Below are 22,044 nucleotides of genomic sequence, written 5' to 3' on the forward strand. Positions count from 1 at the left end.
CATCAAAACTCAGTAACCGGACACTCAAAGGTGTCCGGTTTCAACACCAGAAGATCGCAATCGACCTGGTCCAGCAGACGCTCCGCCGAACTGCCCAACAGCATCCGATCCAGAAAACCGCGCGCCAGCGTGCCCATGACCAGCACATCCACCGGTGTTTCTTCAAGCCAGGCCGGCACTTTCTGGTGTAACTCCCCCTCAAGCAGATGTACACAGGGATCAGCGACTGTCAGTCCGAAGGGTTCGATCAAAGCATCTATGCGTTGCCGATGCTCCTGGCGTACCTTTTTCTGCAGCGACTCAAAATCCACCACCATGTGCTCATCAAAAATGGCGGAATGCGGCAATGTGTTGAACACGTGCAGCACATGCAATTCGCCTTCCAGCTGCCGAGCCAGCCCCGCGGCATGCTCCAACAAGCGCTTGTCCAGCGCAGCTGCCGCATCATCGAGATGAAAGGGATCTATGGCAGCCGCAATGATCGGGCGCGCCTGCCAGCGGGTGCGCTTGCTCAGCAGCAAGGGCGCCGGGCACTGGCGCAACAGGCGCCAGTCCGGTGCCGACAGCAGGCGTTGCAGGGCATTGGCATGCGGCTCGGGGGCATGAATCACCAGATCCGGCTGATAGCGCAATACCTTACGCACTATACCTTCAGCCCGATCCCGGTCCCAGTAGACATCAGCACCCGCTTCAGTCCCATCCGCCTGCAACTTGTCGACATGTGACATCAGTCCCTTTTCGGCCTTGCGCAGCACCGATTGTATTGCATGCTGACGCTGCTCATCGGCAAACAGATGGCTGGCCGACAGGCCGGACGAGTAGATGCAACTGAACAGCTCAACATGACTGTCGGCCCGGCACAGGCGACGCATCTTCTGCAACACTTCGCCTCGATGGTTGTCCTCACCCAAGCTGACCAACATGCGCTCATACTGATTCATGACACTCTCCTGCCGGTTATCTTTCCAGCAGCATAGCGCGCCTGAGAACTTTGCGTAAGTCATGCAACAACGGGCCATATCAGCGTATCCCAAAAGCGACACCAAGCACGCTAGATGTTAGAATGTTGATTTAGCATGACCTTGAGCTCAAGTCACTGGTGACCAGGAAAACCGCGTTACGCCTACTGCTATTGCTGCTGATTCCGTTGCCCTTGTTGCTTCCGACCAACCGCACGCTTTGGGCAGCAGAATACATGCTGTTCATCGTATCCTTGCCATGGCTGTTCGGTGGCATCGTTGCACTCCTGGCAACGGGCTTCAAACAGAGCCGCCTGCTGTTGCATGCACTGCACTTGGCAGCCGCTTCAGGATTACTGCAACTGATTGGCAATGCGGGGCTTAACCATCCGGCCGCTTACGTTGCACTGGTCTTCACGGGGCTGATCTGGCCGGTTATACAGCTGTGGATTTTATGGCGGCCTGGCTGCAACGTCTGGTCTCGATGCAACGCCATGCGAGCACTCTTTGTGCTGGCACCCTATGTGGCACTTTCACTACTGTTGCAGTACCAGCCCCTGCTGCTGGCCACCGCGCTGCCCCGCCTACCTGCCGCCTGCATCGAGTTTTTCATGGCCGGCACCAGTATCAGCAAGGGGGTATTCTGGTGGCAGCTGATGGTTCTATCGCTCACGCTGGCATTGTCCGTCCTCAAGCGGCACCCAGACATCTTGCCTTGCCTGAGCCTTAACCTGATCATGCTGGCCGCGCTGTTCAGTGTCGACAACAACCTCCATTCCGCACTGTTGCACCTGCTGGGGCAGGCATTGCTGCTGGCCGCACTAATCGAGCACGGCTATGCCATGGCCTTTGTGGATGCACTCACCGGTATTCCTGCGCGACGAGCGCTGGAGCATCAGTTGATCAATCCTGGTGCAAAGTATGGAATAGCCATGCTCGATGTTGACCACTTCAAACAGTTCAACGACCGCTATGGTCATGACACCGGGGATCAGGTATTGCGCATGGTGGCCGCGCAGGTGCAGCGTATAGGGGCGGGAGGGCGTGCGTTCCGTTACGGTGGCGAAGAGTTTACCGTGGTGTTTCGGCGCGGCTCCCCCCAGGCTGCCCTGGAAGCCCTGGAGACACTGCGTGAAGCCATTGCCGTGTACCCACTCACAATCCGCACCCCCAACCGTCCGAAAGACAATCAAGCCGGACGACAACAGCGCAACCGACACAATGAAACCGAAACAGTTCATGTGACCATCAGCATCGGCTTTTGCTGGCACCAGGGCGAAACAACCCCTGACGCTGTTATCAAGCGTGCCGATGAGGCACTTTATGAGGCCAAGCGCTCGGGCCGCAACTGCCTGCGCCAGGCCGGTCAAAACACCCACAAACAAAAAAGGCGAAGTCGCAATGACTTCGCCCGTAAACGCTGATACGCCCGATAATCAGCTGTTGCCGTATTCCTCGGCCCGCTCTTCGATGTGAATTGGCTCCTCAGGCTCCTCCCCGGCATGCTCCTGCAGCGCCTTTTTGGAGCGCTTCTCGAACAGCAGATACAGAATCACGCCCGCGGCCAGACCGTAGGCGGCACCGTACACGGACAGCACCACACCCATGGTACCGGCAACGCCCATTGAGGTGGCGTTATCGACCTGCTCAACGCCCACACTGATACACAGGTAACCGGTGATCAGCAGAGTCAGTGACAGCGCGATCGGCAGCACCGGCTTGAACAACGTCGCCAGCGGCAGGATAAACAGTGCGATAAAACCGACAATCCAGAAGACACTCACACCGCCATAGATGGTATCCATCGCCTTGCGACCATAACGGTAACGCTCGGCAATTGTTGCCATGGCGCCGGTAAACAGCGGGCCGGCCAGGCCCGGATACGGGGCCAGTAGCGAGTGCATCAGGTTACGGATCGCAGTCACCAAGTGAACGCGGTCAACGTTGACTTCAATCTTCTCGTCAGGGCGCAGGTGGTCAACACGCTTGAGCAGGCTCTGACCGACGATGATGTCACCAAAGGCAATGATGTAGGCAATAATCGCCGTCGGTACCGCCATCCACATCATCTCAAGAGACGGCAGCCCTACACCAAACACGGTGTAGTCCAACATCTTGTCGAATGCCGGCGTGGAGATACCGAACTCGATGTTGGGAATGGGGTATTCGCCCACTGCCCAGCCGATACCCATGGCCACCAGTGAACCCGGCACCATGCCGTAACCGGCGATAATACGCGCCCAGCGATGCTTTTCGGTCCAGTCACGGAACGACAGCGAGAACAGAATGTACCCCGTCACGGCACCGCCGATGATCAACGAAATAGGCGTTTCTGCCAGGCGACCGCCTTCAACAATTTCACCCGAAATGGCCGCGATGCCGGCCCCCATCAAGATGCCGCCCTTGATCGAGTTCGGAAACATGTCAACAAGCTTGCTGCCCAGCCGGGTGATGCCCAGAATGAAGAAGATCAGCGTCACCACCAGCTGCAGGCCAATCAGGGCACGAATGGACTCCTCACCCACTTCGAAGTTGCCCAGATACAAGGTCACCACCGGGATCGCTGGCGTAATCCAGCCTGGCACCATCGGTACCCCAAGCGCAGCGGGCAGCATGAAACCGATACCGCAGACCACAACGAATGCCAGCGCCACGTCATACGGTAGGCCCAGGTACTTCTCGAGCAGTGGAATCATTGCCATGCCGATCACGAACATGATCAGCGCCTGAATGGTTTCCGGCCATTCCCAGCGGAAGTGAATAAACGGTAAACGGATTTTAAAGGGTCCGAACTTCCAGAACGGATGTTCAGCTCCATGCTCGCGCCGATAAAGTCCCATAGTGCTCCCCATAAGCGATACGGTATTGTTCTTAAAATACCCCGAACACTCCTGTGTGTTTGGAGGCGAATGGACAGTACTTGCGGGCGAGAAACAAGTCGAGTTGTCGACAATCAACTTTAGTCGCTATTTCAACTAAAGTATACGGGAAAACCCAAATTCAAAGGCGAGAAACCCAAGCTCAAGTATACAAACGTGTTATAGAAATATGCTTTCTACGTATATTAGAAAAATGGGATTAAAGGGGCAAATGGGATAGTATTGTCGGCAAATAACAAGATCGTTGAGGATAACCGTGACTGATCAGCCTTCGTTCTCGCAGACCACTGCACCCGGCCTGCCCCAGGATAGTCTGGATATGATGAAGCAGAACGCCGCCGCCGCTGCCAAGCTGATGCGTGTTCTTGGCAACGACAGCCGCCTGCTGATTCTGTGCTACCTGGATGGCAAGGAGTTATCGGTATCCGAACTCAATCGCTGTCTGGATCTGAGCCAGTCAGCCCTGTCCCAACACTTGGCCGTATTGCGCCGCGACGGACTGGTGCGCACCCGTCGCGAGTCACAGACCATTTACTATTCATTGAATGGCAACACCGCCATCACCATTATACGTACCTTGCACGAACTGTTCTGCCCGGCGGCCTGATTAGCCCAGCAACCCTGTCTGCGTCAGGAACATGTACAACCCTGTTCCTGACAGGATGCTGATCAGCGGATTGCGCAGCCACAGATGCAGGGCTGCAACGACCGCCAGTGCGGCCAGAGATGGCAGCAAGTGCTGCCCTGTCACCAGTGCATCCTTGAGTGCATACATTAGCAGCAGGACCATCAACACTGGCGGCAGGTAACGCCCGAGGTGCTTGAGCAGTGCATGATCTGCCCAGCGATAGAGCAGCACAAAGGGCAAGGCACGGGTCATGAAGGTTGCCACCGCCGCAACAACAATCACACTCAAAAGATACGCAGTCGAGTCCACTCTACCCCCCCTCGCGCCATAATCAGCAATGAAATTGCCATCGCAATCGACAGCATCAGCATGTTGTCGGGACTGATCAGCAACGCCACAACACCGATTGCCAGTGCCAACGCAAACACCCGCGGTCGGCGAACGGCCCGATACTGCTCGATTGCCAGCACCAGAAACAATGCCGGCAAGGTAAACTCGATACCGGCGGTCGAAAATTCGATCTGTCCACCGATCCAAGCTCCCAGCGTGCAGCCGATCACCCAGTACAAGTGGTCCAGCGCCGCAATGCGAAACTGCAGACGATCACGCAGGCGGTCACAGCTGGTACGCAGCATGCTCAGCAAGGAAAAGGTTTCATCGGTCAGGGCATAGATCAGATACCAGCGCCGGGACCCCTTAAGCTTCAAGGTGCTGAGCAGGGACAAGCCGTACACCATATGCCGCGCATTCACCAGCAACGTCGCGACAAATACCTCGACCAAACCAGCGTGATTGGCCAGCAGCCCCACGGCCAGAAACTGCCCGGCACCGGCATAAATGACGATGCCCATCAGCATCGCGTACAACCAGTGATAGCCCAGGTCGGAAAACATGACGCCAAAGGCAGCGCCCAACGGAATATAACCAAACAGCACGGGCAAAGACAGCCGCAATGCTGACGTATCGGATTCAGGATTCATATCATCAGAGCTGCCGCCCGGATGGACGGCAACAATCAAAGCAGGATTGGATTAAGGCGCTTGAGCTCAGTGCTGCAGACGGTACATCTGCCAGTCCTCGGTCGGCTCATTGAGCATCATTTTCATGTCGATCACATCTTCTTCCATGTTGTAGCTGATCTTGAAGCCCAGCTTGCGGGCCAGTCCCTGCATGCCCTTGTTGGATGGCATGGTCGAACCAACCAGTTGCAGCGTTCCGCGCGCTCGGCAGTAGTCTATCGTCTTCTGCATCAGCATCACACCCAGGCCCTCGCCCTGCATGTCATCACGCACAACAATGGAGAATTCACTGCGTACATTATCAGCATCGGTGACGGCACGCACTACCCCCAGCGTTTCAAAACCTGCACCACTGAGTTTCGGAGCGGTCACTATAAATGCCATCTCGCGGTCGTAATCAATTTGGGTCCAGGTTGCCAACTCCGCATGCGTGGGCACGCCACGGCTGTAGAAATAGCGTAGCCGGATCGATTCCGGGCTAAGCGAGTTGAAGAACTCCAAGTGTGCCGGTTCATCCTCGCCACGAATGGCCCTGAGGGTCGCGGTTCGGCCGGAGCGCTTGAGCGCCACCTGCTCGCTCAGATATTCTGGGTATGGCGAAATCGACAGCTGTGCCGGTTCAGCCAGCGAAACGGCACAGTCAACCGCCAACAGCCCGCGCTTGTTCAGCAGTAGCGGGTTGATTTCCAGGCACTTCAGTTCGGGCAGATCCACTGCCATTTCCGACAAACGAATCAGCAGTTCACACAGGTGATCCACGTCCCGCTCCACCTGATAGCTGTTCTCGGCGATGATATTGTAGACACGTGATCGCTTGACCAGCTGGCGCGCCAGCGCAAAGTTCAGCGGCGGCAACATAATATTGCGATCAGCCAGCACATCAATGGTATAGCCGCCCACGCCAAACAGCATCAGCGGTCCGAATACCGGGTCACGGGTAATGCCGACGTTGATCTGCATCGACTGGAAGCCGCGCTTCATCTGCTGGACCACAAAGCCGTAACTGGATTCAGCGTCGTAGTTCTCCCCTACTCGATACGCCAGCTTGGTGGTGGCATGACGCACCTCGCTGATGGAATAAAGGTCCAGCGCCAGGTCACGCCAGCGCTGGTGAGAGGTATTGTCATAGCAGAAGGGGTACACGTTGTCGCGATGCAGCGCCTTGACCGCGACCGAACCGCCCATCTGTCGAGCGATATCCACCACACCAGGAATATCATCGGCATAGCCGGTATTCGGCGTCGGAATCTCGTACAGATCCAGCAGATCACAGGCCTCCGAATGCAGCAGATAGTCACGTCCGCTCGCCTGCGCATCCTGCAACATGGCACGCGCACGCTTGCGGTTGGGTAAGTTATGCAGGTGAAAAGGCGCCGGCGTCTGACGCATGGCCGCCTGATTGCGGTGGTACTCCACCATCTGCATGAATGCATCGACCGCCTCTTCGGGGGTCATGAAAGTGGGGATGCCCGAGGCATTGCAGTGATTGCGAGCCTCGATGGCCGAATAACGCCCCATCCAGCAGGTCAGCACATTGCGCGGGGTCTTGCGGGCCACTTTGATGACTTCATCGGCGGTTGCCACACTGGCCGCCATCCGCGTCGGCGCGTGAATGGTCAGCACAGCATCCACATTGGGATCCTTGGTCAACAAGCGGGTGGCCTCGGCAAAACGTTCGGGCGTAGCCTCGGTATTCAGATCAACCGGATTAAGCCCGTTCCAGCTGCTGGGCAGGATGTCCGCCAGCGCCTGCCGCGTTTCCTCGGTGATGTCCGCCAGCTTGCCCTGCTTGCGCAGCAATCGGTCGCAAGCCAGCGCATTGGGGCCCATGCCGTTGCACAGCAGCGCCAGGCGCTCGCCGCGCATGGGCTTCATCCGCGACAGGGTTTCCAGTGCGTTGAACAGCTGATCGGAGGTTTCCACGCGCACGGCACCGGCCCGGCGCAGAGCGGCATCGTACACCTGATCTTCATCACTCACACCCGGCGCCAGCTCGACCGAATAGCGACCGTCCTGAATGATATTGGACTTGAGCACCAGTACCAGCTTGTTGCGGGAAGCGGCACGCACGGCAGACACGAAATTGCGCGCTGATCCGATGATGCGGTCCATCTGCAACAGGATCGCCTGGGTGGCGGGCTCAGTGGAGAGGTAATCGATGATGGCCGGCAGGTCGACATCGACCCCGTCGCCCAGCGTCAGGAAGTGGGAAAAGCCAATCTCCTGACCGCTGGCCCAGTCGATCATGGCTGTGCCGATCAGTCCGGATTGGCCCACATAGGCCACCTTACCCTTCTGTATGTTGACATGCGCGTAACTGGCATTGAGTTTGGCCCCCGGCACCAGCAGCCCCATGCAGTCCGGCCCCAAAATACGGATGCCATAAGGACGTGCCGCTTCACGCACCTGTTCGCGCAGCGAAAATGCACGCGTACTTTCCTGCGGACTCAAGCCACCGGTCAGAATCATCGCCGCCTTGACCATGTTGGCCCCAAGCTTGCGAATGATGCCCGGCACACTCTCGGGCGGTGCACATACAATGGCCAGGTCGGGCATTTCGGGCAAATCGGCCACACTGTGATAACAGCTAATACCATTGACCGTTTCATATCCCTGCGCATTTACCGCCATCAAACGTCCGGGAAAACCACTGTCAATCAGGTTTCGCAGCACCACGCCCCCCATGCTGTCCTCGCGTTCGGAGGCACCGAATACGGCAATGGATTGGGGTTTGAAAAAACGCTTGAGGTATTTGGTCGACACTCAGTGTTCCTTTGTTGACGGTCGGATTTCTTTCAGGCGGCTTACCTGATAGCGTATTCTATATTTTTCGCACCTGCAGCAAAAGCGCTTCCAGGCCGCTTTGCGCAATTGGACTTTGGGTGAATTTTATTCATCCGCTTTTCATTATTTATGCGCTGGCAGGCTGATATGCTGGCCTGAAAGCACCCGTTATAGAGAAAGGACATTCACATGACGCGCATGCCGCTTCCCGAGATCAAGAACAGCATAGACCGAGTTATCCATGCAATCGAGGGGCGCTACACCAGCGGTCTTTCCCCTGCTTCATTAACACTGGCCTACATGGATTGGCTCATTCATGTCAGTCATTCGCCGGGCAAAATGAACGAAATGGTGGAAAATGGCCTGCGCAAGTTCAGTGCCTTCACCCTTTGGGCTGCCCGCGCGGGAATCGACCAGGATGCCGCGCCGTTCATCCGCTCTCTGCCGGGTGATCGGCGCTTCAATGACCCGGTCTGGAAGCGCTTTCCCTATAACGTCATGGCTCAAAGCTTTCTGCTGCAGGAGCAGTGGTGGCACTATGCCACAACCGGAATTCCCGGCGTGGCCAAGCACCATGAAAACGTGGTTTCCTTTGCGGCACGTCAGTGGCTGGATCTGTTTTCACCCACCAACTACCCGCTCACCAACCCGCACGTGGTTGAGAAGGCCATCAATACCGGCGGCCAAAGCCTGATGCAGGGCATGCAGAACCTGCTCGAAGATATGCAGCACAGCCTGCTCGAAGAGCCGGACCCGGACAGCCAGGCTTTTGCCGTCGGCAAGAATCTGGCCTGCACGCCGGGCAAGGTGGTATACCGCAACCGACTGATCGAGCTGATCCAGTACACCCCGACCACCGACAAGGTAACCGCCGAACCGGTGCTGATCACCCCGGCCTGGATCATGAAGTATTACATTCTCGACCTGTCCGAACACAACTCCATGGTGCGCTACCTACTCGACAAGGGGCACACGGTGTTTATGATTTCGTGGCATAACCCAGACGCCCGCGACCGGGACCTGGGTATGAGCGACTATCTCAACCGGGGCATCATGGAAGCGCTCAAGGCTATCAATGCTATCGTCCCTGAACGCAAGATACATCTTGTTGGCTACTGCCTTGGCGGCACCCTGGCCACCATTGCTGCTGCAGCCATGGCGCGCGACAACGATGACCGCCTGCAGTCACTGACACTGTTTACCGCTCAAACCGACTTCACCGAGGCCGGCGAGCTGATGCTGTTCATTGACGAAAGCCAGCTTAGCTACATGGAAGACATGATGTGGGAAAAGGGCTACCTGGACACCCAGCAGATGGCCGGCGCCTTTACTCTGCTGCGCTCCTACGATTTGCTCTGGTCGCGTATTGTCAGCGAATACCTGTTAGGAGAAAGCCCGCGCCAGAACGACCTCATGTCCTGGAATGCCGACTCCACCCGCATGCCCTATCGCATGCATTCGGAATACCTGCGACGCCTGTTCCTGAACAATGATCTGGCCAGCGGCCGTTTTCTGGTCAACGATCGTCCCATTTCGCTACGCGATATCCGGGTGCCCGTGTTCTGTGTTGCGACACAGAAGGATCATGTTGCTCCCTGGCGCTCCGTTTACAAACTCAATGACCTGATGAATACCGAAGTCACTTTCGTGCTCACCAGCGGCGGCCATAACGCTGGCATTGTCAGCGAGCCGGGACACCCACGCCGACATTATCAACTGGGCATCCAAACCGCCGAAGACAAGCACATCCCCGCTGATGACTGGCTGCAGCGGCATGAAAGCCGAGAGGGGTCTTGGTGGGAGCCCTGGAATCAGTGGCTCGACCAGCACAGCACCGAGAAGGCTGAGCCGCCCGCCATGGGCAACGCGGAGGCAGGCTATCCGGCCATTGACCCGGCGCCTGGAAATTACGTTTTTGAGCGCTGAACGCACACCGCCTGCACGCACGGGCGGACCATTGCCTTGATAGTTATTTTTACGGCATCTTGATAGCAAAATTTTATTTTGTAGCCCCTCACGGCTGATCTATATTCGCCATTGAGTGAGGGGCTGCACTGCAATTGCAAGCTTTTACAGGCCAGCCGAAACAGACTCCCCTCACACGATAAGAACGGCGGCTTCGCCGCTTTCTGGAACCTGCGTGAGAGAGAATGCGATGGGCACCAAACTCCGTGTCGATCAAGTCAATGATGACGAACTGAATGACTGGACTGAACAGTTCAGCGAAGAAGAAGAGGTCAGCCGTAGCCGGGTCAAGTACAACGGCAAGCGACGCCGCCAGATCGAAGATCTGATGGAAGACCGTCGCCTGATGCGACAGATCAGTAACAGCTACGACGACTTTGACTATTTGCGAGATTAAACGGCACAGCCGGCAGGACTATTTGTCCTTGCCGGCTGTTTCATCATCACGCTGCGTAAGTACCGACATGAAATCAGGCTCCTGAGACAGCGACAACAAACGCTGCTCCTGACGGGCCTGCTCCCGGTATTCATCCGAGATGCTGACCGCTTGCTTGAGGTAATCAAGCGCGATACGGCTGGCCCCCAGATCGGCATAGGCACATGCCAGCTGGAAGTAGGCGTGACCGCTATCGGGCTCCACAGTCAGCGCACGGTTGCACAGTGAAATGGCCCACTGATGTTCACTCAGCTCCAGTGCTGCATCGGCCTTGTACGTCAGGGCTTCAGCGTTGTCGGGACGCAACTCCAGTATTCGATCATACAAGCGCACCTTCTGCTCCCAGGAGGTTTCTTGGGATGCCTTCACCCACAGCGTTTGAACCTCGTTGGTGATTTCCAACTCGTGCTGGTTTTCCTGGATGATGCGCGATTTGCGTAGCAACTCCTTCTCGACTCGCTCCAGGCGCTCCTCGTACTCCTCCACCAGGCGACCAACTTTTTCGTCCGCAATGGACTGTACACGATCCTTGATTTCACGGATCGAGTTCCAACCCACGATCAAGAGAATCGACGACGCTGCAGCGATCAGGTAGAAGAAATAGGTAACCGTATCCGTTGCATACGAAATGGAGCTATTCGCAACCTTCAATTCGCGATCGGTGATTTCCCGAATCATTTCAACACGCTGGCGCTCTATTTCAGAACGCAACGCCTTGATTTCATCAATCATGTAACGCTCGATGAACGGGTTATACAGCGGCTCATCAAGCGTCTCGACGTGCTCGCGCATGCTCTCGTCCGTAACTGCAGGAGCCGCTTCTGACGCCGGCCCCATAACGGACTCGGCCCCCGAGTCGGGGGCCTCCTGTGCAGACAGTGCTGCCGGCAACGCCAGCAGCAACAGCATCACTACCCTCAGGCAGCGCATATGACATCTCCGTGGTCTTCCTGCTCGATCAGGGCATGATGCAAGGCGCGAACCGCCGATTCATAGTCATCCTGGTTGACAATGCACTGCATCTCCACCTGACGCATAGACTGGTGCAATGCCTGGATGCTGATGCCAGCCTTGGCCAGCGCCGAAACGGTTTTTGCCAGAATACCCGGCACTTTCAGGTCAGAACCGATGGCGGATACGATTGCCACCTTGTGCAAGGCTACTTCGGCGCCATCATACTTCTCACCGATCAGGCGTACGGCACGGTTGACCATTTTGCGTGAGCCGGCCACGAAATAGGTGATACTGTTGGCATCAGAATCACGGTTTACGACGTATAGCTTGAGGTCGTGCAGCAGACGGGACAGCTCAATGTCATAGCGCGCTTCACCCAGCATGTCCTGGTCGAAGATTTCGATGCCGAACACATTTGGGCGACCAGCAATGATCTCGACCTGCGGCTTGGCACTGCAGTAATCCGTGCTGATCACCGTACCGGCATGCTCAGGCTCGAACGCGTTTTTGATGCGCAGCTCGATCTCCTGCTGACGCAGCCCCTTGGCTGCCTTGGGGTGGATCGCTTCCATGCCCAGATTGGACAGCTGGTCGGCCACGTCATAATTGGTACGACCGATGGTCACGACATTGTCCAGGCCGACAATGCCCGGATCGGCCGTACTCAGGTGAAATTCCTTATGGATTACTGCTTCGATCGCACCCGTCTTGGTAGCAATTTTGCTGAACGTCATTTCACTGTAACCACGGTCAAAGGTTCGCATCAAACCTTCGCTGCAGTGCGTGTAACCGGTAACAATCGGCATCTCTGACGCGAAATCAATGTCCTTGAAACTGTGTTCGATCATCTCGTCGAACGACAGCGGCTTGGGCTGATCCCAACCGGACAGATCAACAAAACGAGCGTTGACACCCGCTTTCTTGAGTGCGAGTACGCTGTTGTGCGCGCTGTGGGCTTCACCGATGGCGGCCAGCATTTCGCGCACTTTCATCAGGTGCTCGTCCAGCTGGAAATGACCATGAGAGCAAAGCTGCTGCAAGTTGGACATGATGGCTTCTACATCACCGATGCGCTGGGTAATGAAGCGATCTGCCTCGGCTCGTTCCACGGAATCACCAAACAGCTCCTGGTTAATTTCAACCATACGCGCCTTCACCTCGGACAGCGCTTCACTCCAGGCACTCTCGTTTTCAGCATTGGCAAAACGAGCATATACCCCGGGCTCGCCGGTTTTCTTGTGCTCCAGAAGCAGATTGGTGATGCCGCCATAAGCGGATACGACGAAGATGCGGTTGTACAGTTCCTCACCGGTGCGTTCACCAATCAGAATGGTATCCATCAGCTCGCTGAAGCGACTCATGGAAGTGCCGCCAATCTTCTCTACAGTATGCATGTTATGTCCTGTTGGCCTCTCTTGTGTAATCCTGCGCCGGAATGGCATGTTGGTCGACATAAAAACATGCCGGCATTCGCCGGCATGTTTCACTTACTCGGGCGATCAGGCCTCGACCGTCTCCGCTTCCAGCGGATATACGCCATTCTCGTCGTGCACTTCTTTACCGTTCAGCGGCGGATTGAATACACACGCCAGCTTCATCTCTTTGGTGGCACGCAGCAGGTGCTCGTCATGTTCGTTGAGATTATACAGAGTACCCGGCTTGATCGGGTAGATCTTGCCATCTGCCAAGGTCTCAACTTCGCCTTCACCACTAATGCAATATACCGATTCCAAATGGTTTTGGTACCAGATATGGGTCTCGGTGCCTTCATAGATGGTGGTGATATGGAAAGAGTACCCCATGTTGTCGTCTTTCAGCAGCATGCGCGTGCTTTCCCAGTTCTGGGATACTACTCGACGTTCGGAATTTTCGCACTCTTCCAGTGTTCTTACGATCATTACAACTTCTCTTGTTCAGTGAGTGTATTCAGCTCGACATTGGTGCAAAGCGTCCTCAGGACGCCTTGCTCTGACGCTTCTCCAATGCGCTGGCAAACGACTTGTCCAGCACCTTGAGACCAAACTCGATCTGCTCATCGGTGATCACCAACGGCACCAGACACTTGACGACTTGGTCGTGTGCACCACTGGTTTCAATGACCAGACCCTGCTCAAACGCATGCGCAATGACATCTCCGGCCAGATCACCATCCGGGCACTCGATACCGCTCATCAAGCCACGACCTTTGAGCTTGAGGCTCTTGGCACCATGAGTACGAATAATGTCTTTCAGACCGTTGCGCAGTTTCTCAGCCTTGCGACGCACTTCTTTCTCAAAGCGATCATCGCTCCAGAAAGTCTTGAACGCGGCAGCAGCGGTGACAAATGCATGGTTGTTGCCACGGAAAGTGCCGTTATGCTCACCCGGGCTCCACACATCCAACTCTGGACGGAAAATGGTGACGGCAAACGGCAGGCCATAGGCACTCAGGGATTTGGACAGGGTAACAATGTCCGGTTTGATGCCTACTTCTTCAAAGCTAAAGAAACGGCCTGAACGACCACAACCGGACTGGATGTCATCCACGATCAGCAGCATGTCGTGACGACGACACACCTTTTCCAGGTTACGCAGCCACTCAAAGGACGCGGCATTTAAGCCACCCTCGCCCTGAATGGTCTCGACCAGTACGGCGGCAGGATGGTCGACACCGCTGCTCGGATCGCTTAATACCTGATCCAGGTATTCGGTTGTATCCACACCCTCACCCAGGTAACCATCGAACGGCATGCGCGTAATGTCCGGCATGGAAGTGCCCATGCCGCCGCGGTGGTGCTGGTTGCCGGTAGCGGCCAGTGCACCGCCGGTCACACCGTGAAAACCATTGGTGAACGAGATGATGTTGCTGCGCTTCTTGACCTTACGCGCCAACTTCATCGCCGCTTCAACACAGTTGGTACCGGTCGGACCGGTAAACATCACTTTGAAATCACCCATGCCACGCGGCTCGAGAATCAGGTCACGGAAAGTATGCAGGAAATTTTCCTTGGCCACGGACTGCATATCCAGGCCATGTGTAAGACCGTCTTCAGTGATGTAATCGATCAGTGCCTGCTTCAGCTCATCATTGTTGTGGCCGTAGTTGAGTGTACCGGCACCGGCGAGGAAATCGACATACTCCTTACCGTCTTCGGTTGTCAGTACAGCACCTTTAGCCTTGCTGAAGGTAACCGGAAAAGAACGGCTGTATGTACGAACTTCAGATTCAGTTTTCTGGAAAATATTCATCGATCTCTCCTGATTATGAATTCGGTGTAGTGAGCTTGAACGGACCTGCGCGGTACAAAACTTCATCGTCATGCAGACCGTCAAAATGCTCGTCGCGTGAGAACAGTACCGAGCGCTCAACTGGCGCTGACAAGGCGGCGAACACACGCGCAAAAAGGGTTTCAGAGGCAACGTTGCCCGGCGTAATGGTGGTTTCGATGTACTGAATACCCTCTGGCGCCAAGCGCTCGGTCAGTGCCAGCAACATCTTCTGTGCCAGTTTCTTGCCGCGACAGCGTGAATCAACAGCAACCTGCCAGACGAACAGCGTATCGGGGCGCTCGGGTGGCCGGTATCCGGAGATAAAACCAACCAGATCGCCATCTTCATCTTCCGCCGCGATACCGGTGTCGGCAAAGTGGCTGCACTGCAGGAGGTTGCAGTAAATGGAGTTCGGGTCGAGGGGAGAACAACGCTCGACGAGTTTGTTGAGTGCGAAGCCGTCAGTGGCCTCAGGCTTACGTAACGTAAAAATGTCAGATTCCATAGTATTTGATTTATTTAGCCTTGCTATGGTTTTTAGTATAAAACATATCTAGAATGACATTTCAAGCATGCAAGTGATCGCATGACTTAAGATTGTAACGCCCATAAAGCACTGTATTTGTGGTCTCACAGGCCCAATGCACTAATACAAAGGTCTAACACCTATTGCATTGCATTACAAAACATTAAATCCGGAGTAGTAAAGTTATTTTGCATTACTCAACGAATCAGGCTAAAAAGCGCGCACAACTGAAACCCGTACCGGAGAACCTTCCAAGCGCTATGGAAAAGAGTCAGGACGCGCTGGTATTACTGCGCCAGATCATTCGAGCCACAGACCTGCACGACAAGCATTTGAGTCGCATGACAGGTCTCACCATGCCGCAGCTGATGACCATGCAAACACTGCGTATCAACGGCCCGCTGACCATCGGCATGCTGGCAAAAGAAATGAATCTGGCCCAGGCCACGGTAACCAGCATTCTTGATCGCCTGGAGCGCAAGGGGCTTGTGCGCCGCGAGCGTAGCAACACCGACAAGCGCAAGGTTCTGGCATGCCCGACAGAAGAGGGGCTGGAGTTGCTCAAGTCGGCCCCCGCTACGTTGCAGGACACCTTCATCCGACAGTTTGAAGACATGCACGACTGGGAACAGTCAATGATCGTGGCCGCACTGGAACATGTATCGCACATCCTGGGGGCACACCACCTTGATGCAGCGCCCATGCTGGATATAGGCGCCCTGGACCGCACCAGCGACAGCCATATTCCCGAATACCTGCGTCAGTCACGCAACAGTACTCGCAACTGAGCAGCGCCCTGGCGCCGCCAAGTGATACCTGTTGCCCACACACGCCCTCTGCTATGATGATGGCTTTGCATGTGTGGATGGACGGTAGAAGATGAGTCAATTCTGGAGTCCGGCTATTCAGTCCTTGGTGCCCTACACCCCGGGGGAGCAACCCAAGGTGGATGGCCTGATCAAGCTGAATACCAACGAAAACCCTTACCCGCCAGCACCGGCCGTGGAAGCAGTGTTGCGTGAGTTTGATACAGAGCGCCTGCGCCTGTATCCGGACCCCGACTGTCACGCGCTCAAGCAAGCACTGGCAGACGAGGCAGGGTTGTCGCGGGACCAAGTTTTTGTCGGCAACGGCTCTGATGAAGTACTGGCACTGACCTTCATGGCATTGCTGCGCCATGAACAGCCGCTACTGCTGCCTGAAACGACCTACAGCTTTTACAATGTCTACATTGACCTGTTCAACATCGATGCCCGGCACATTCCGCTGACTGATGATTACCGCATCGATCTTGACGCCTACAGCAGCGAAAATGGCGGCATCATCTTCGCAAACCCGAATGCGCCGACAGGGGTCGGGCTAACGCTAGAGCAGATCAGCGATCTGCTGATTCGTAACACACATTCGGTAGTCGTGGTTGACGAGGCCTATGTCGATTTCGGCGCCGAAAGCGCCAGCCAACTGGTTGACCGCTACCCCAACCTGCTGGTTACCCAGACCTTCTCGAAATCACGTTCGCTCGCAGGCATGCGCGTAGGTTACGCCTATGGCCACCCGAAATTGATTGAAGCTCTGGAACGGGTCAAGAACAGCTTCAACTCTTATCCGTTGGACATGCTGGCTCAACAGACCGCCATTGCGGCCCTGCAGGATCGCGGTTACTTTCAGCACTGCGTTCAGCAGGTTATGGATACGCGTGAGTGGACCTGTGAGCAGCTGACATCCTTGGGGTTCGAGGTGCTGCCCTCGCAGACCAACTTTGTTTTTACCAGTCACTCGGAGGTGGCGGCTGCCGAGCTGATGCAGTACCTGCGCGATAACCGCATCCTGGTCCGTCACTTCACCAAACCCGGCATCGACAATCATCTGCGCATTACCATCGGCACGCCTGATGAAATGACTCGTTTGATCGAGTGCCTCAAGCAACATCCCTCGCTTTGATCATGCCGTGAGGCGCATTATAGCGCCTCACCCTCCACTCGATTGCGTCCGCTGTGCTGCGCAATAATCAAGTGCTCACGCGCCCGTTTCATCAACGATACCGCGCTGTCATCCAGCCTCACCGCCGAAGCGACACCAATGCTGACGGTCCAGGACAGATTGCCCGTTGCATGAGGAAGCTCCAGCTCAGCAATCGCCGTTCGTACACGCTCAGCAGCCAACACGCCCTGCTCATGGTTGGTTTCAGGCAATACCATCACCAGCTGATCATCCGCGTAACGCGCTAGAAAGTCAGAGGTACGCTTCAGTTGATGCAAGGTACTCACCGTTTGCTGCAAGACCTGATCACCGGCGTCCCAGCCATGCTGCTCATTGAACTTGCTGAAGCCATCGATATCGATTAGCAGTACACTGGCAGCACCGTCATAGCGCAACGCCTGAGCAACTGAAACCTCCAGTACCGGAATCATGGCACGGCGGTTATAGGCACCCGTCAGAGGATCACGCTGTGACTGATGTGACACCTTTCGTTCCAGATGCTTTTGCGCGGTAATATCACGGGCACTCCAGACCACCTCGCCCTGCTCCGTCATCACCAATCGCCCTTGAAACCAGCAGGCTTCGGACAACCCCTTTTCACGCAACACGGGCAAATGCTCAGGTCGCAATTGATATTCCAACTCAATCCATTCTTCGCCCTGCGACAACTCGACCAGCGCACTGCGGAAACGCTCCAGCAGGTCATCCGCCAGCAGGGACGACAAAGACGCACCCAGCAAATGCTCAGGCTGACACCAGTCGACACTGCCACCAACGGCTACAACGGTTTCGTTATCCAGAATCATGACCGGGTCGAGGCTAGCACTCAAAAGGCTGTTGTAGCGCGCTTCAAAGGCATCTGTATTCATATTTGTTCTCCAGATGGGCACAGGGTGCATGCAACCCCTTTGCACGCTCTCCTGCTGCAGCTTGTCTGCTTTGCATACAGTGAAGACTATACTATTTTAACGAGCCACCGCTTGACTCAAAATACATACATGAAAACAACCGTTTTCCTCTTGAGCACAGACAATGCCCGATAAGATTCTGATGGCGCGCCAACCCATTTTTGATACCACACTCAAGGTCGTGGCATATGAACTGCTGTACCGCAGTGAAGATGGTCTCAACCCTCTGCCCATGATCAGCGGCGAACAGGCCAGTAGCCGCGTTATTCTCCATTCCTACACCAGTATTATTGATAGAGGCAGTCTGCGCGTACTCCCGGCATTCATCAATTTCAGCCAAACGATGCTTGAATCGGACACCCTGCCACACCTGTCACCCAAGGAAGTTGTGATCGAGGTACTTGAGGACTGCAAGCCGACCCCCCAACTGATCGCCGCACTGAAACGCTTGCGCAACGCAGGCTTTCGGCTGGCGCTGGATGATTTCAGCTATCGGCCCGAGCTAAAACCACTGGTGGAGCTTGCCCACATCATCAAGCTGGATGTCCGCACCATGACCCATATACAACTGGCCGAGCAGATTGAACGACTCAAGCCGTTTCGCACCACATTACTGGCCGAAAAGGTTGAAACCTTCAAAGAGTACAGGCTATGCAAAGAACTGGGCTGCGAGCTGTTCCAGGGCTTCTTTTTTAGCAAACCCGAACTGCTCAAGGGGCACCCCGTTAGCAGCAATAAAATGATTCTGGGTCAGCTAATGAGCTACTTGAGTCGTCCTGATTGCACACTGGAGCAACTGAAAACACTGATCGCCCGCGACCCCGCACTCAGTTTCAAACTACTGCGACTGACCAACTCGGCAGCCTTCGGACTCCAGCACAAGGTCAGCAACCTGCACGAGGCCCTTGTCTATATAGGGCTCACGGAACTGAAACGCTGGATCTCGTTGATCATGCTGGCCGAAAGTCATGGCAAACCCAGCGAACTGATTCGACAGATACTGCTGCTAGCACGCTTTTGTGAACAGCTGGCGGAAACAAGCGAGGCCGTGGATTCGGGCGCAGCCTTCATGGCAGGCCTGCTGCTGCATATGGACGCCATGATGGATATGACCCAAACTCAACTGCTGTCACTACTGGATCTGGAGCATCACCTTCATCAGGCATTGCTCTACCGCGAGGGTGAGCTGGGGCGCCTGCTGGAACAGGTCGAAGCGTTCGTCCACGGCAACTGGCAGCGCACCGACCGGCAAGCGAGCCAACTGCAACGCTGCTACCTCGACAGTCTTGAGTGGACGCGCGAGTCGATGCAACTGCTGAGTCTGGCCTGACATCGGCCCGGCCGCTGCTCGTCACACCTTATTTCAGCGGTGCAACCATCGCCTCTACGGCCGCTTTCAACTGTTCTTCGTCGCAACTGCCGCACGTGCCCTTCGGCGGCATGGCGCCCTTGCCGGTCAAGACCGTCTGCGTCATCGCATCGACACCGGTGGCAATCCTCGATGCCCAAGCCGCTTTGTCATCCGGCTTGGGAGCCCCGCCCAAACCGGCCTGATGACAGGCCACACAATGCTTTTCAACAACGGCATCCGCCGTCATGGCCTGAGCCGACAATGACATTGCAACAGCACTTGACAGTATCAACAGTCTTTTCATCACACTCATCCCTTATTGTTCATGCTCGCTTCAGCATAAACGCTGGCGCCATCATGCCCCATGACCTGTGACAGACAAACGAAAAAGGGCGACTCGAAAGTCGCCCTTTTCATACAGCTTTGCAGTTCAATCGACTCAGCTGCTCAGTTCTAGCAGCAGCTTGTTCAAGCGCTGCACATAGCTGGCCGGATCGTCCAGGTTGGCACCAGCGGCCAGGCCCGCCTGATCAAAGAGTACCAGCGCCAGCTCGCCAAAGCGGTCTTCATCCGGCTCTTGGTCTAGCTTGTTGATCAGCGGGTGCTCCGGGTTGATCTCGAAAATGGGCTTGCTCTCCGGTACCGGCTGCCCCGCCGCTTCCATGATACGGCGCATCTGCAGCCCCATGTCATAGTCGCCAATCACCAGGCAGGCCGGAGAATCCGTCAGACGGTGAGTGATACGTACCGACTCGACCCTGTCTTCCAGCACCTTGCCCAAGCGCTCGATCAGGCCTTCGTGCTCCTTGGCCACTTCTTCCAGCTTCTGCTTCTCTTCCTCGGACTCGGTCTCACCCAGATCCAGCTCACCCTTGGTGACATCCTGGAAGTTGTGGCCGTCGAAGTCGAACAGCTGACTCATCATCCACTCATCGATACGGTCAGACAGCAGCAGCACTTCAATACCTTTCTTGCGGAACACCTCCAGGTGCGGGCTGTTCTTGGCGGTATTGAAATTATCGGCGACCACGTAGTAGATCTTCTTCTGACCTTCCTGCATGCGACCGATGTACTCTTCCAGCGAAACATTCTGTTCAGCTGTACCACTATGGGTCGAAGCAAAGCGCAGCAACTTGAGAATCTTGTCGCGGTTGGCCATATCCTCAGCCGGGCCTTCTTTCATCACCTGGCCAAAAGCCTTCCAGAAAGTGGCATACTTGTCAGCATCGTTCTTGGCCAGCTTCGCCAGCATGTCCAGCACGCGCTTCGTCAGCGCGGAACGCAGCTTATCCACGCTGGGGTCTTTCTGCAGGATTTCACGGGACACATTCAGGGACAGGTTGTTGCTGTCCACAACACCCTTGATGAAGCGCAGGTACAGCGGCAGGAACTGATCCGCCTGGTCCATGATGAACACCCGCTGCACATACAGCTTGAGGCCACGCGGCGCTTCACGGTTCCACAGATCATAGGGTGCATTCTCGGGCACATACAGCAGACTGGTGTATTCCAGATTGCCCTCAACCTTGTTGTGAGACCAGGTCAGCGCATCGGCAAAGTCATGCGAAATGTGCTTGTAGAATTCCTGATACTCCTCATCATTGAGGTCGGACTTGGAGCGGGTCCAGAGCGCGGTCGCCGAGTTGACGCTTTCCAGTTCAGGCGCCTTCTGTGCTTCTTCACCCTCTTCCTCGCTGCCCGGCAGCTCTTCCTTCAACATCTTGACCGGAATGGAGATGTGGTCGGAGTACTTGCGTACCAAGGAGCGCAGACGGAAGCCATCGGCAAACTCTTCTTCACCTTCCTTCAGCTTCAGCACGATACGAGTACCGCGCTGAGCCTTATCGATGTTGGCGATGGTGAAGTCACCCTCACCGGTGGACGACCAGTGCACGCCATTTTCAGCCGCTTCACCGGCACGACGGGTATAAACATCCACACGCTGCGCCACGATGAAGGCTGAATAGAAACCGACACCGAACTGGCCGATCAGTTGGCTGTCCTTGGCCTGGTCACCGGTCAGGCTGGACAGGAAGCCCGCCGTGCCGGACTTGGCGATGGTGCCCAGGTGCTCGATAACATCCTGGCGATTCATGCCGATGCCGCGATCTTCGATGGTGACGGTACCGGCATCCTTGTCGAATTCGATACGAATGTCGAGATCGGTATCCCCTTCGTACAGCGCATCATTGTTCAGGGCTTCAAAGCGCAGCTTTTCGGATGCATCCGACGCATTGGAGATCAGCTCGCGCAGGAAAATTTCCTTGTTGGAGTACAGCGAGTGGATCATCAGGTGCAGAAGCTGCTTCACTTCTGTCTGAAAACCAAGGGTTTCTTTCTGAGTTTCTGTAGTCATGGCGGGCTTACCTAACCTCCGAAAACAAACATTCAACCCTCACTGATATA

Annotated in this window: 20 protein-coding genes; 7 read left to right on the forward strand and 13 right to left on the reverse strand. The window is 55.6% G+C overall.

All coding sequences use genetic code 11. From position 1 onward, the window contains the following. Window positions 1–2: 2 nt before the first annotated feature. Window positions 3–941 (reverse strand): universal stress protein, encoded by a 939-nt coding sequence (locus KTN04_RS01350; RefSeq protein WP_217333404.1) that lies wholly within the window; start codon window positions 939–941, stop codon window positions 3–5. A gap of 158 nt (window positions 942–1,099) precedes the next feature. On the opposite strand from KTN04_RS01350, the gene KTN04_RS17245 reads away from it, so the two are divergent. Beyond that, entirely contained in the window at window positions 1,100–2,383 is a 1,284-nt protein-coding gene (locus KTN04_RS17245) for a GGDEF domain-containing protein (RefSeq protein WP_217333405.1), read from the forward strand. Between the two features lie 12 nt (window positions 2,384–2,395). Here KTN04_RS17245 and KTN04_RS01360 read toward each other — a convergent pair whose 3' ends face one another. Beyond that, window positions 2,396–3,799: a solute carrier family 23 protein gene (locus KTN04_RS01360; RefSeq protein WP_217333406.1), complete on the reverse strand. Its 1,404-nt coding sequence runs from the start codon at window positions 3,797–3,799 to the stop codon at window positions 2,396–2,398. A 361-nt stretch (window positions 3,800–4,160) separates the two neighbouring features. Between KTN04_RS01360 and KTN04_RS01365 the strand changes: the two genes are divergently transcribed. Continuing rightward, the gene (locus KTN04_RS01365; protein ID WP_254262306.1) at window positions 4,161–4,445 is read left to right on the forward strand and encodes an ArsR/SmtB family transcription factor; all 285 of its coding nucleotides are present in this window, start codon (window positions 4,161–4,163) and stop codon (window positions 4,443–4,445) included. On the opposite strand, the gene KTN04_RS01370 is transcribed toward KTN04_RS01365, so the two are convergent. The 3 genes from KTN04_RS01370 to KTN04_RS01380 all read right to left on the reverse strand — a co-directional run bounded on the left by KTN04_RS01370 (window position 4,446) and on the right by KTN04_RS01380 (window position 8,248). After that, window positions 4,446–4,718, reverse strand: coding sequence for an AzlD domain-containing protein (locus KTN04_RS01370; RefSeq protein WP_254262282.1), 273 nt, complete (start codon window positions 4,716–4,718; stop codon window positions 4,446–4,448). A 32-nt stretch (window positions 4,719–4,750) separates the two neighbouring features. After that, entirely contained in the window at window positions 4,751–5,446 is a 696-nt protein-coding gene (locus KTN04_RS01375; RefSeq protein WP_217333408.1) for an AzlC family ABC transporter permease, read from the reverse strand. Window positions 5,447–5,512: 66 nt separating this feature from the next. Next, window positions 5,513–8,248 carry a bifunctional acetate--CoA ligase family protein/GNAT family N-acetyltransferase gene (locus KTN04_RS01380; RefSeq protein ID WP_217333409.1) on the reverse strand — a complete coding sequence of 912 codons (2,736 nt, stop codon included), beginning with the start codon at window positions 8,246–8,248 and terminating at the stop codon, window positions 5,513–5,515. A 210-nt stretch (window positions 8,249–8,458) separates the two neighbouring features. Here KTN04_RS01380 and KTN04_RS01385 point away from each other — a divergent pair, with 210 nt between their 5' ends. Then, window positions 8,459–10,195: a PHA/PHB synthase family protein gene (locus tag KTN04_RS01385; protein ID WP_217333410.1), complete on the forward strand. Its 1,737-nt coding sequence runs from the start codon at window positions 8,459–8,461 to the stop codon at window positions 10,193–10,195. Between the two features lie 229 nt (window positions 10,196–10,424). After that, window positions 10,425–10,631 carry a PA3496 family putative envelope integrity protein gene (locus KTN04_RS01390; RefSeq protein WP_217333411.1) on the forward strand — a complete coding sequence of 69 codons (207 nt, stop codon included), beginning with the start codon at window positions 10,425–10,427 and terminating at the stop codon, window positions 10,629–10,631. Between the two features lie 18 nt (window positions 10,632–10,649). Here the strand turns inward: KTN04_RS01390 and KTN04_RS01395 are convergent, their stop codons facing one another. The 5 genes from KTN04_RS01395 to ectA all read right to left on the reverse strand — a co-directional run bounded on the left by KTN04_RS01395 (window position 10,650) and on the right by ectA (window position 15,378). Then, window positions 10,650–11,600 carry a TPR end-of-group domain-containing protein gene (locus KTN04_RS01395; RefSeq protein WP_217333412.1) on the reverse strand — a complete coding sequence of 317 codons (951 nt, stop codon included), beginning with the start codon at window positions 11,598–11,600 and terminating at the stop codon, window positions 10,650–10,652. Continuing rightward, window positions 11,588–13,018 carry an aspartate kinase gene (locus KTN04_RS01400; RefSeq protein ID WP_217333413.1) on the reverse strand — a complete coding sequence of 477 codons (1,431 nt, stop codon included), beginning with the start codon at window positions 13,016–13,018 and terminating at the stop codon, window positions 11,588–11,590. The genes KTN04_RS01395 and KTN04_RS01400 overlap by 13 nt, the downstream gene beginning before the upstream one ends. Window positions 13,019–13,123: 105 nt before the next feature. After that, complete coding sequence (locus KTN04_RS01405; RefSeq protein ID WP_217333414.1) at window positions 13,124–13,522, reverse strand: ectoine synthase; 399 nt, start codon at window positions 13,520–13,522, stop codon at window positions 13,124–13,126. Window positions 13,523–13,577: 55 nt separating this feature from the next. After that, a complete protein-coding gene (ectB, locus tag KTN04_RS01410; protein WP_217333415.1) occupies window positions 13,578–14,852 on the reverse strand; it encodes a diaminobutyrate--2-oxoglutarate transaminase in 1,275 nt (424 codons plus the stop codon). Between the two features lie 13 nt (window positions 14,853–14,865). Beyond that, the gene (ectA, locus tag KTN04_RS01415) at window positions 14,866–15,378 is read right to left on the reverse strand and encodes a diaminobutyrate acetyltransferase (RefSeq protein ID WP_217333416.1); all 513 of its coding nucleotides are present in this window, start codon (window positions 15,376–15,378) and stop codon (window positions 14,866–14,868) included. A 281-nt stretch (window positions 15,379–15,659) separates the two neighbouring features. Here ectA and KTN04_RS01420 point away from each other — a divergent pair, with 281 nt between their 5' ends. Next, complete coding sequence (locus tag KTN04_RS01420; protein WP_217333417.1) at window positions 15,660–16,187, forward strand: MarR family winged helix-turn-helix transcriptional regulator; 528 nt, start codon at window positions 15,660–15,662, stop codon at window positions 16,185–16,187. Window positions 16,188–16,278: 91 nt separating this feature from the next. Further along, on the forward strand, window positions 16,279–17,340 hold the full coding sequence (gene hisC, locus KTN04_RS01425; protein ID WP_217333418.1) for a histidinol-phosphate transaminase: 1,062 nt from the start codon (window positions 16,279–16,281) through the stop codon (window positions 17,338–17,340). Between the two features lie 17 nt (window positions 17,341–17,357). On the opposite strand, the gene KTN04_RS01430 is transcribed toward hisC, so the two are convergent. Continuing rightward, window positions 17,358–18,248, reverse strand: a complete 891-nt coding sequence (locus tag KTN04_RS01430) for a GGDEF domain-containing protein (RefSeq protein ID WP_217333419.1) — start codon at window positions 18,246–18,248, stop codon at window positions 17,358–17,360. Between the two features lie 163 nt (window positions 18,249–18,411). On the opposite strand from KTN04_RS01430, the gene KTN04_RS01435 reads away from it, so the two are divergent. Next, a complete protein-coding gene (locus tag KTN04_RS01435; protein ID WP_217333420.1) occupies window positions 18,412–19,617 on the forward strand; it encodes an EAL and HDOD domain-containing protein in 1,206 nt (401 codons plus the stop codon). A gap of 28 nt (window positions 19,618–19,645) precedes the next feature. On the opposite strand, the gene KTN04_RS01440 is transcribed toward KTN04_RS01435, so the two are convergent. Further along, entirely contained in the window at window positions 19,646–19,942 is a 297-nt protein-coding gene (locus KTN04_RS01440) for a c-type cytochrome (protein WP_254262283.1), read from the reverse strand. A 135-nt stretch (window positions 19,943–20,077) separates the two neighbouring features. Then, window positions 20,078–21,994 (reverse strand): molecular chaperone HtpG, encoded by a 1,917-nt coding sequence (htpG, locus tag KTN04_RS01445; RefSeq protein ID WP_217333422.1) that lies wholly within the window; start codon window positions 21,992–21,994, stop codon window positions 20,078–20,080. Window positions 21,995–22,044: the final 50 nt, after the last annotated feature.

This window comes from Marinobacterium weihaiense (genome assembly GCF_019061305.1).
In the GTDB taxonomy this organism is placed as follows: domain Bacteria; phylum Pseudomonadota; class Gammaproteobacteria; order Pseudomonadales; family Balneatricaceae; genus Marinobacterium; species Marinobacterium weihaiense.

What these genes read in the sequence shown, in the direction of transcription:
- KTN04_RS01350 (WP_217333404.1), bottom strand. Translation starts at nt 941, where the DNA reads ATGAATCAGTATGAGCGCATGTTGGTCAGCTTGGGTGAGGACAACCAT.
- KTN04_RS01360 (WP_217333406.1), bottom strand. Translation starts at nt 3,799, where the DNA reads ATGGGACTTTATCGGCGCGAGCATGGAGCTGAACATCCGTTCTGGAAG.
- KTN04_RS01365 (WP_254262306.1), top strand. Translation starts at nt 4,161, where the DNA reads ATGAAGCAGAACGCCGCCGCCGCTGCCAAGCTGATGCGTGTTCTTGGC.
- KTN04_RS01370 (WP_254262282.1), bottom strand. Translation starts at nt 4,718, where the DNA reads ATGACCCGTGCCTTGCCCTTTGTGCTGCTCTATCGCTGGGCAGATCAT.
- KTN04_RS01375 (WP_217333408.1), bottom strand. Translation starts at nt 5,446, where the DNA reads ATGAATCCTGAATCCGATACGTCAGCATTGCGGCTGTCTTTGCCCGTG.
- KTN04_RS01385 (WP_217333410.1), top strand. Translation starts at nt 8,459, where the DNA reads ATGACGCGCATGCCGCTTCCCGAGATCAAGAACAGCATAGACCGAGTT.
- KTN04_RS01390 (WP_217333411.1), top strand. Translation starts at nt 10,425, where the DNA reads ATGGGCACCAAACTCCGTGTCGATCAAGTCAATGATGACGAACTGAAT.
- KTN04_RS01395 (WP_217333412.1), bottom strand. Translation starts at nt 11,600, where the DNA reads ATGCGCTGCCTGAGGGTAGTGATGCTGTTGCTGCTGGCGTTGCCGGCA.
- KTN04_RS01400 (WP_217333413.1), bottom strand. Translation starts at nt 13,018, where the DNA reads ATGCATACTGTAGAGAAGATTGGCGGCACTTCCATGAGTCGCTTCAGC.
- KTN04_RS01405 (WP_217333414.1), bottom strand. Translation starts at nt 13,522, where the DNA reads ATGATCGTAAGAACACTGGAAGAGTGCGAAAATTCCGAACGTCGAGTA.
- ectB (WP_217333415.1), bottom strand. Translation starts at nt 14,852, where the DNA reads ATGAATATTTTCCAGAAAACTGAATCTGAAGTTCGTACATACAGCCGT.
- ectA (WP_217333416.1), bottom strand. Translation starts at nt 15,378, where the DNA reads ATGGAATCTGACATTTTTACGTTACGTAAGCCTGAGGCCACTGACGGC.
- KTN04_RS01420 (WP_217333417.1), top strand. Translation starts at nt 15,660, where the DNA reads ATGGAAAAGAGTCAGGACGCGCTGGTATTACTGCGCCAGATCATTCGA.
- hisC (WP_217333418.1), top strand. Translation starts at nt 16,279, where the DNA reads ATGAGTCAATTCTGGAGTCCGGCTATTCAGTCCTTGGTGCCCTACACC.
- KTN04_RS01430 (WP_217333419.1), bottom strand. Translation starts at nt 18,248, where the DNA reads ATGAATACAGATGCCTTTGAAGCGCGCTACAACAGCCTTTTGAGTGCT.
- KTN04_RS01435 (WP_217333420.1), top strand. Translation starts at nt 18,412, where the DNA reads ATGCCCGATAAGATTCTGATGGCGCGCCAACCCATTTTTGATACCACA.
- KTN04_RS01440 (WP_254262283.1), bottom strand. Translation starts at nt 19,942, where the DNA reads ATGAAAAGACTGTTGATACTGTCAAGTGCTGTTGCAATGTCATTGTCG.
- htpG (WP_217333422.1), bottom strand. Translation starts at nt 21,994, where the DNA reads ATGACTACAGAAACTCAGAAAGAAACCCTTGGTTTTCAGACAGAAGTG.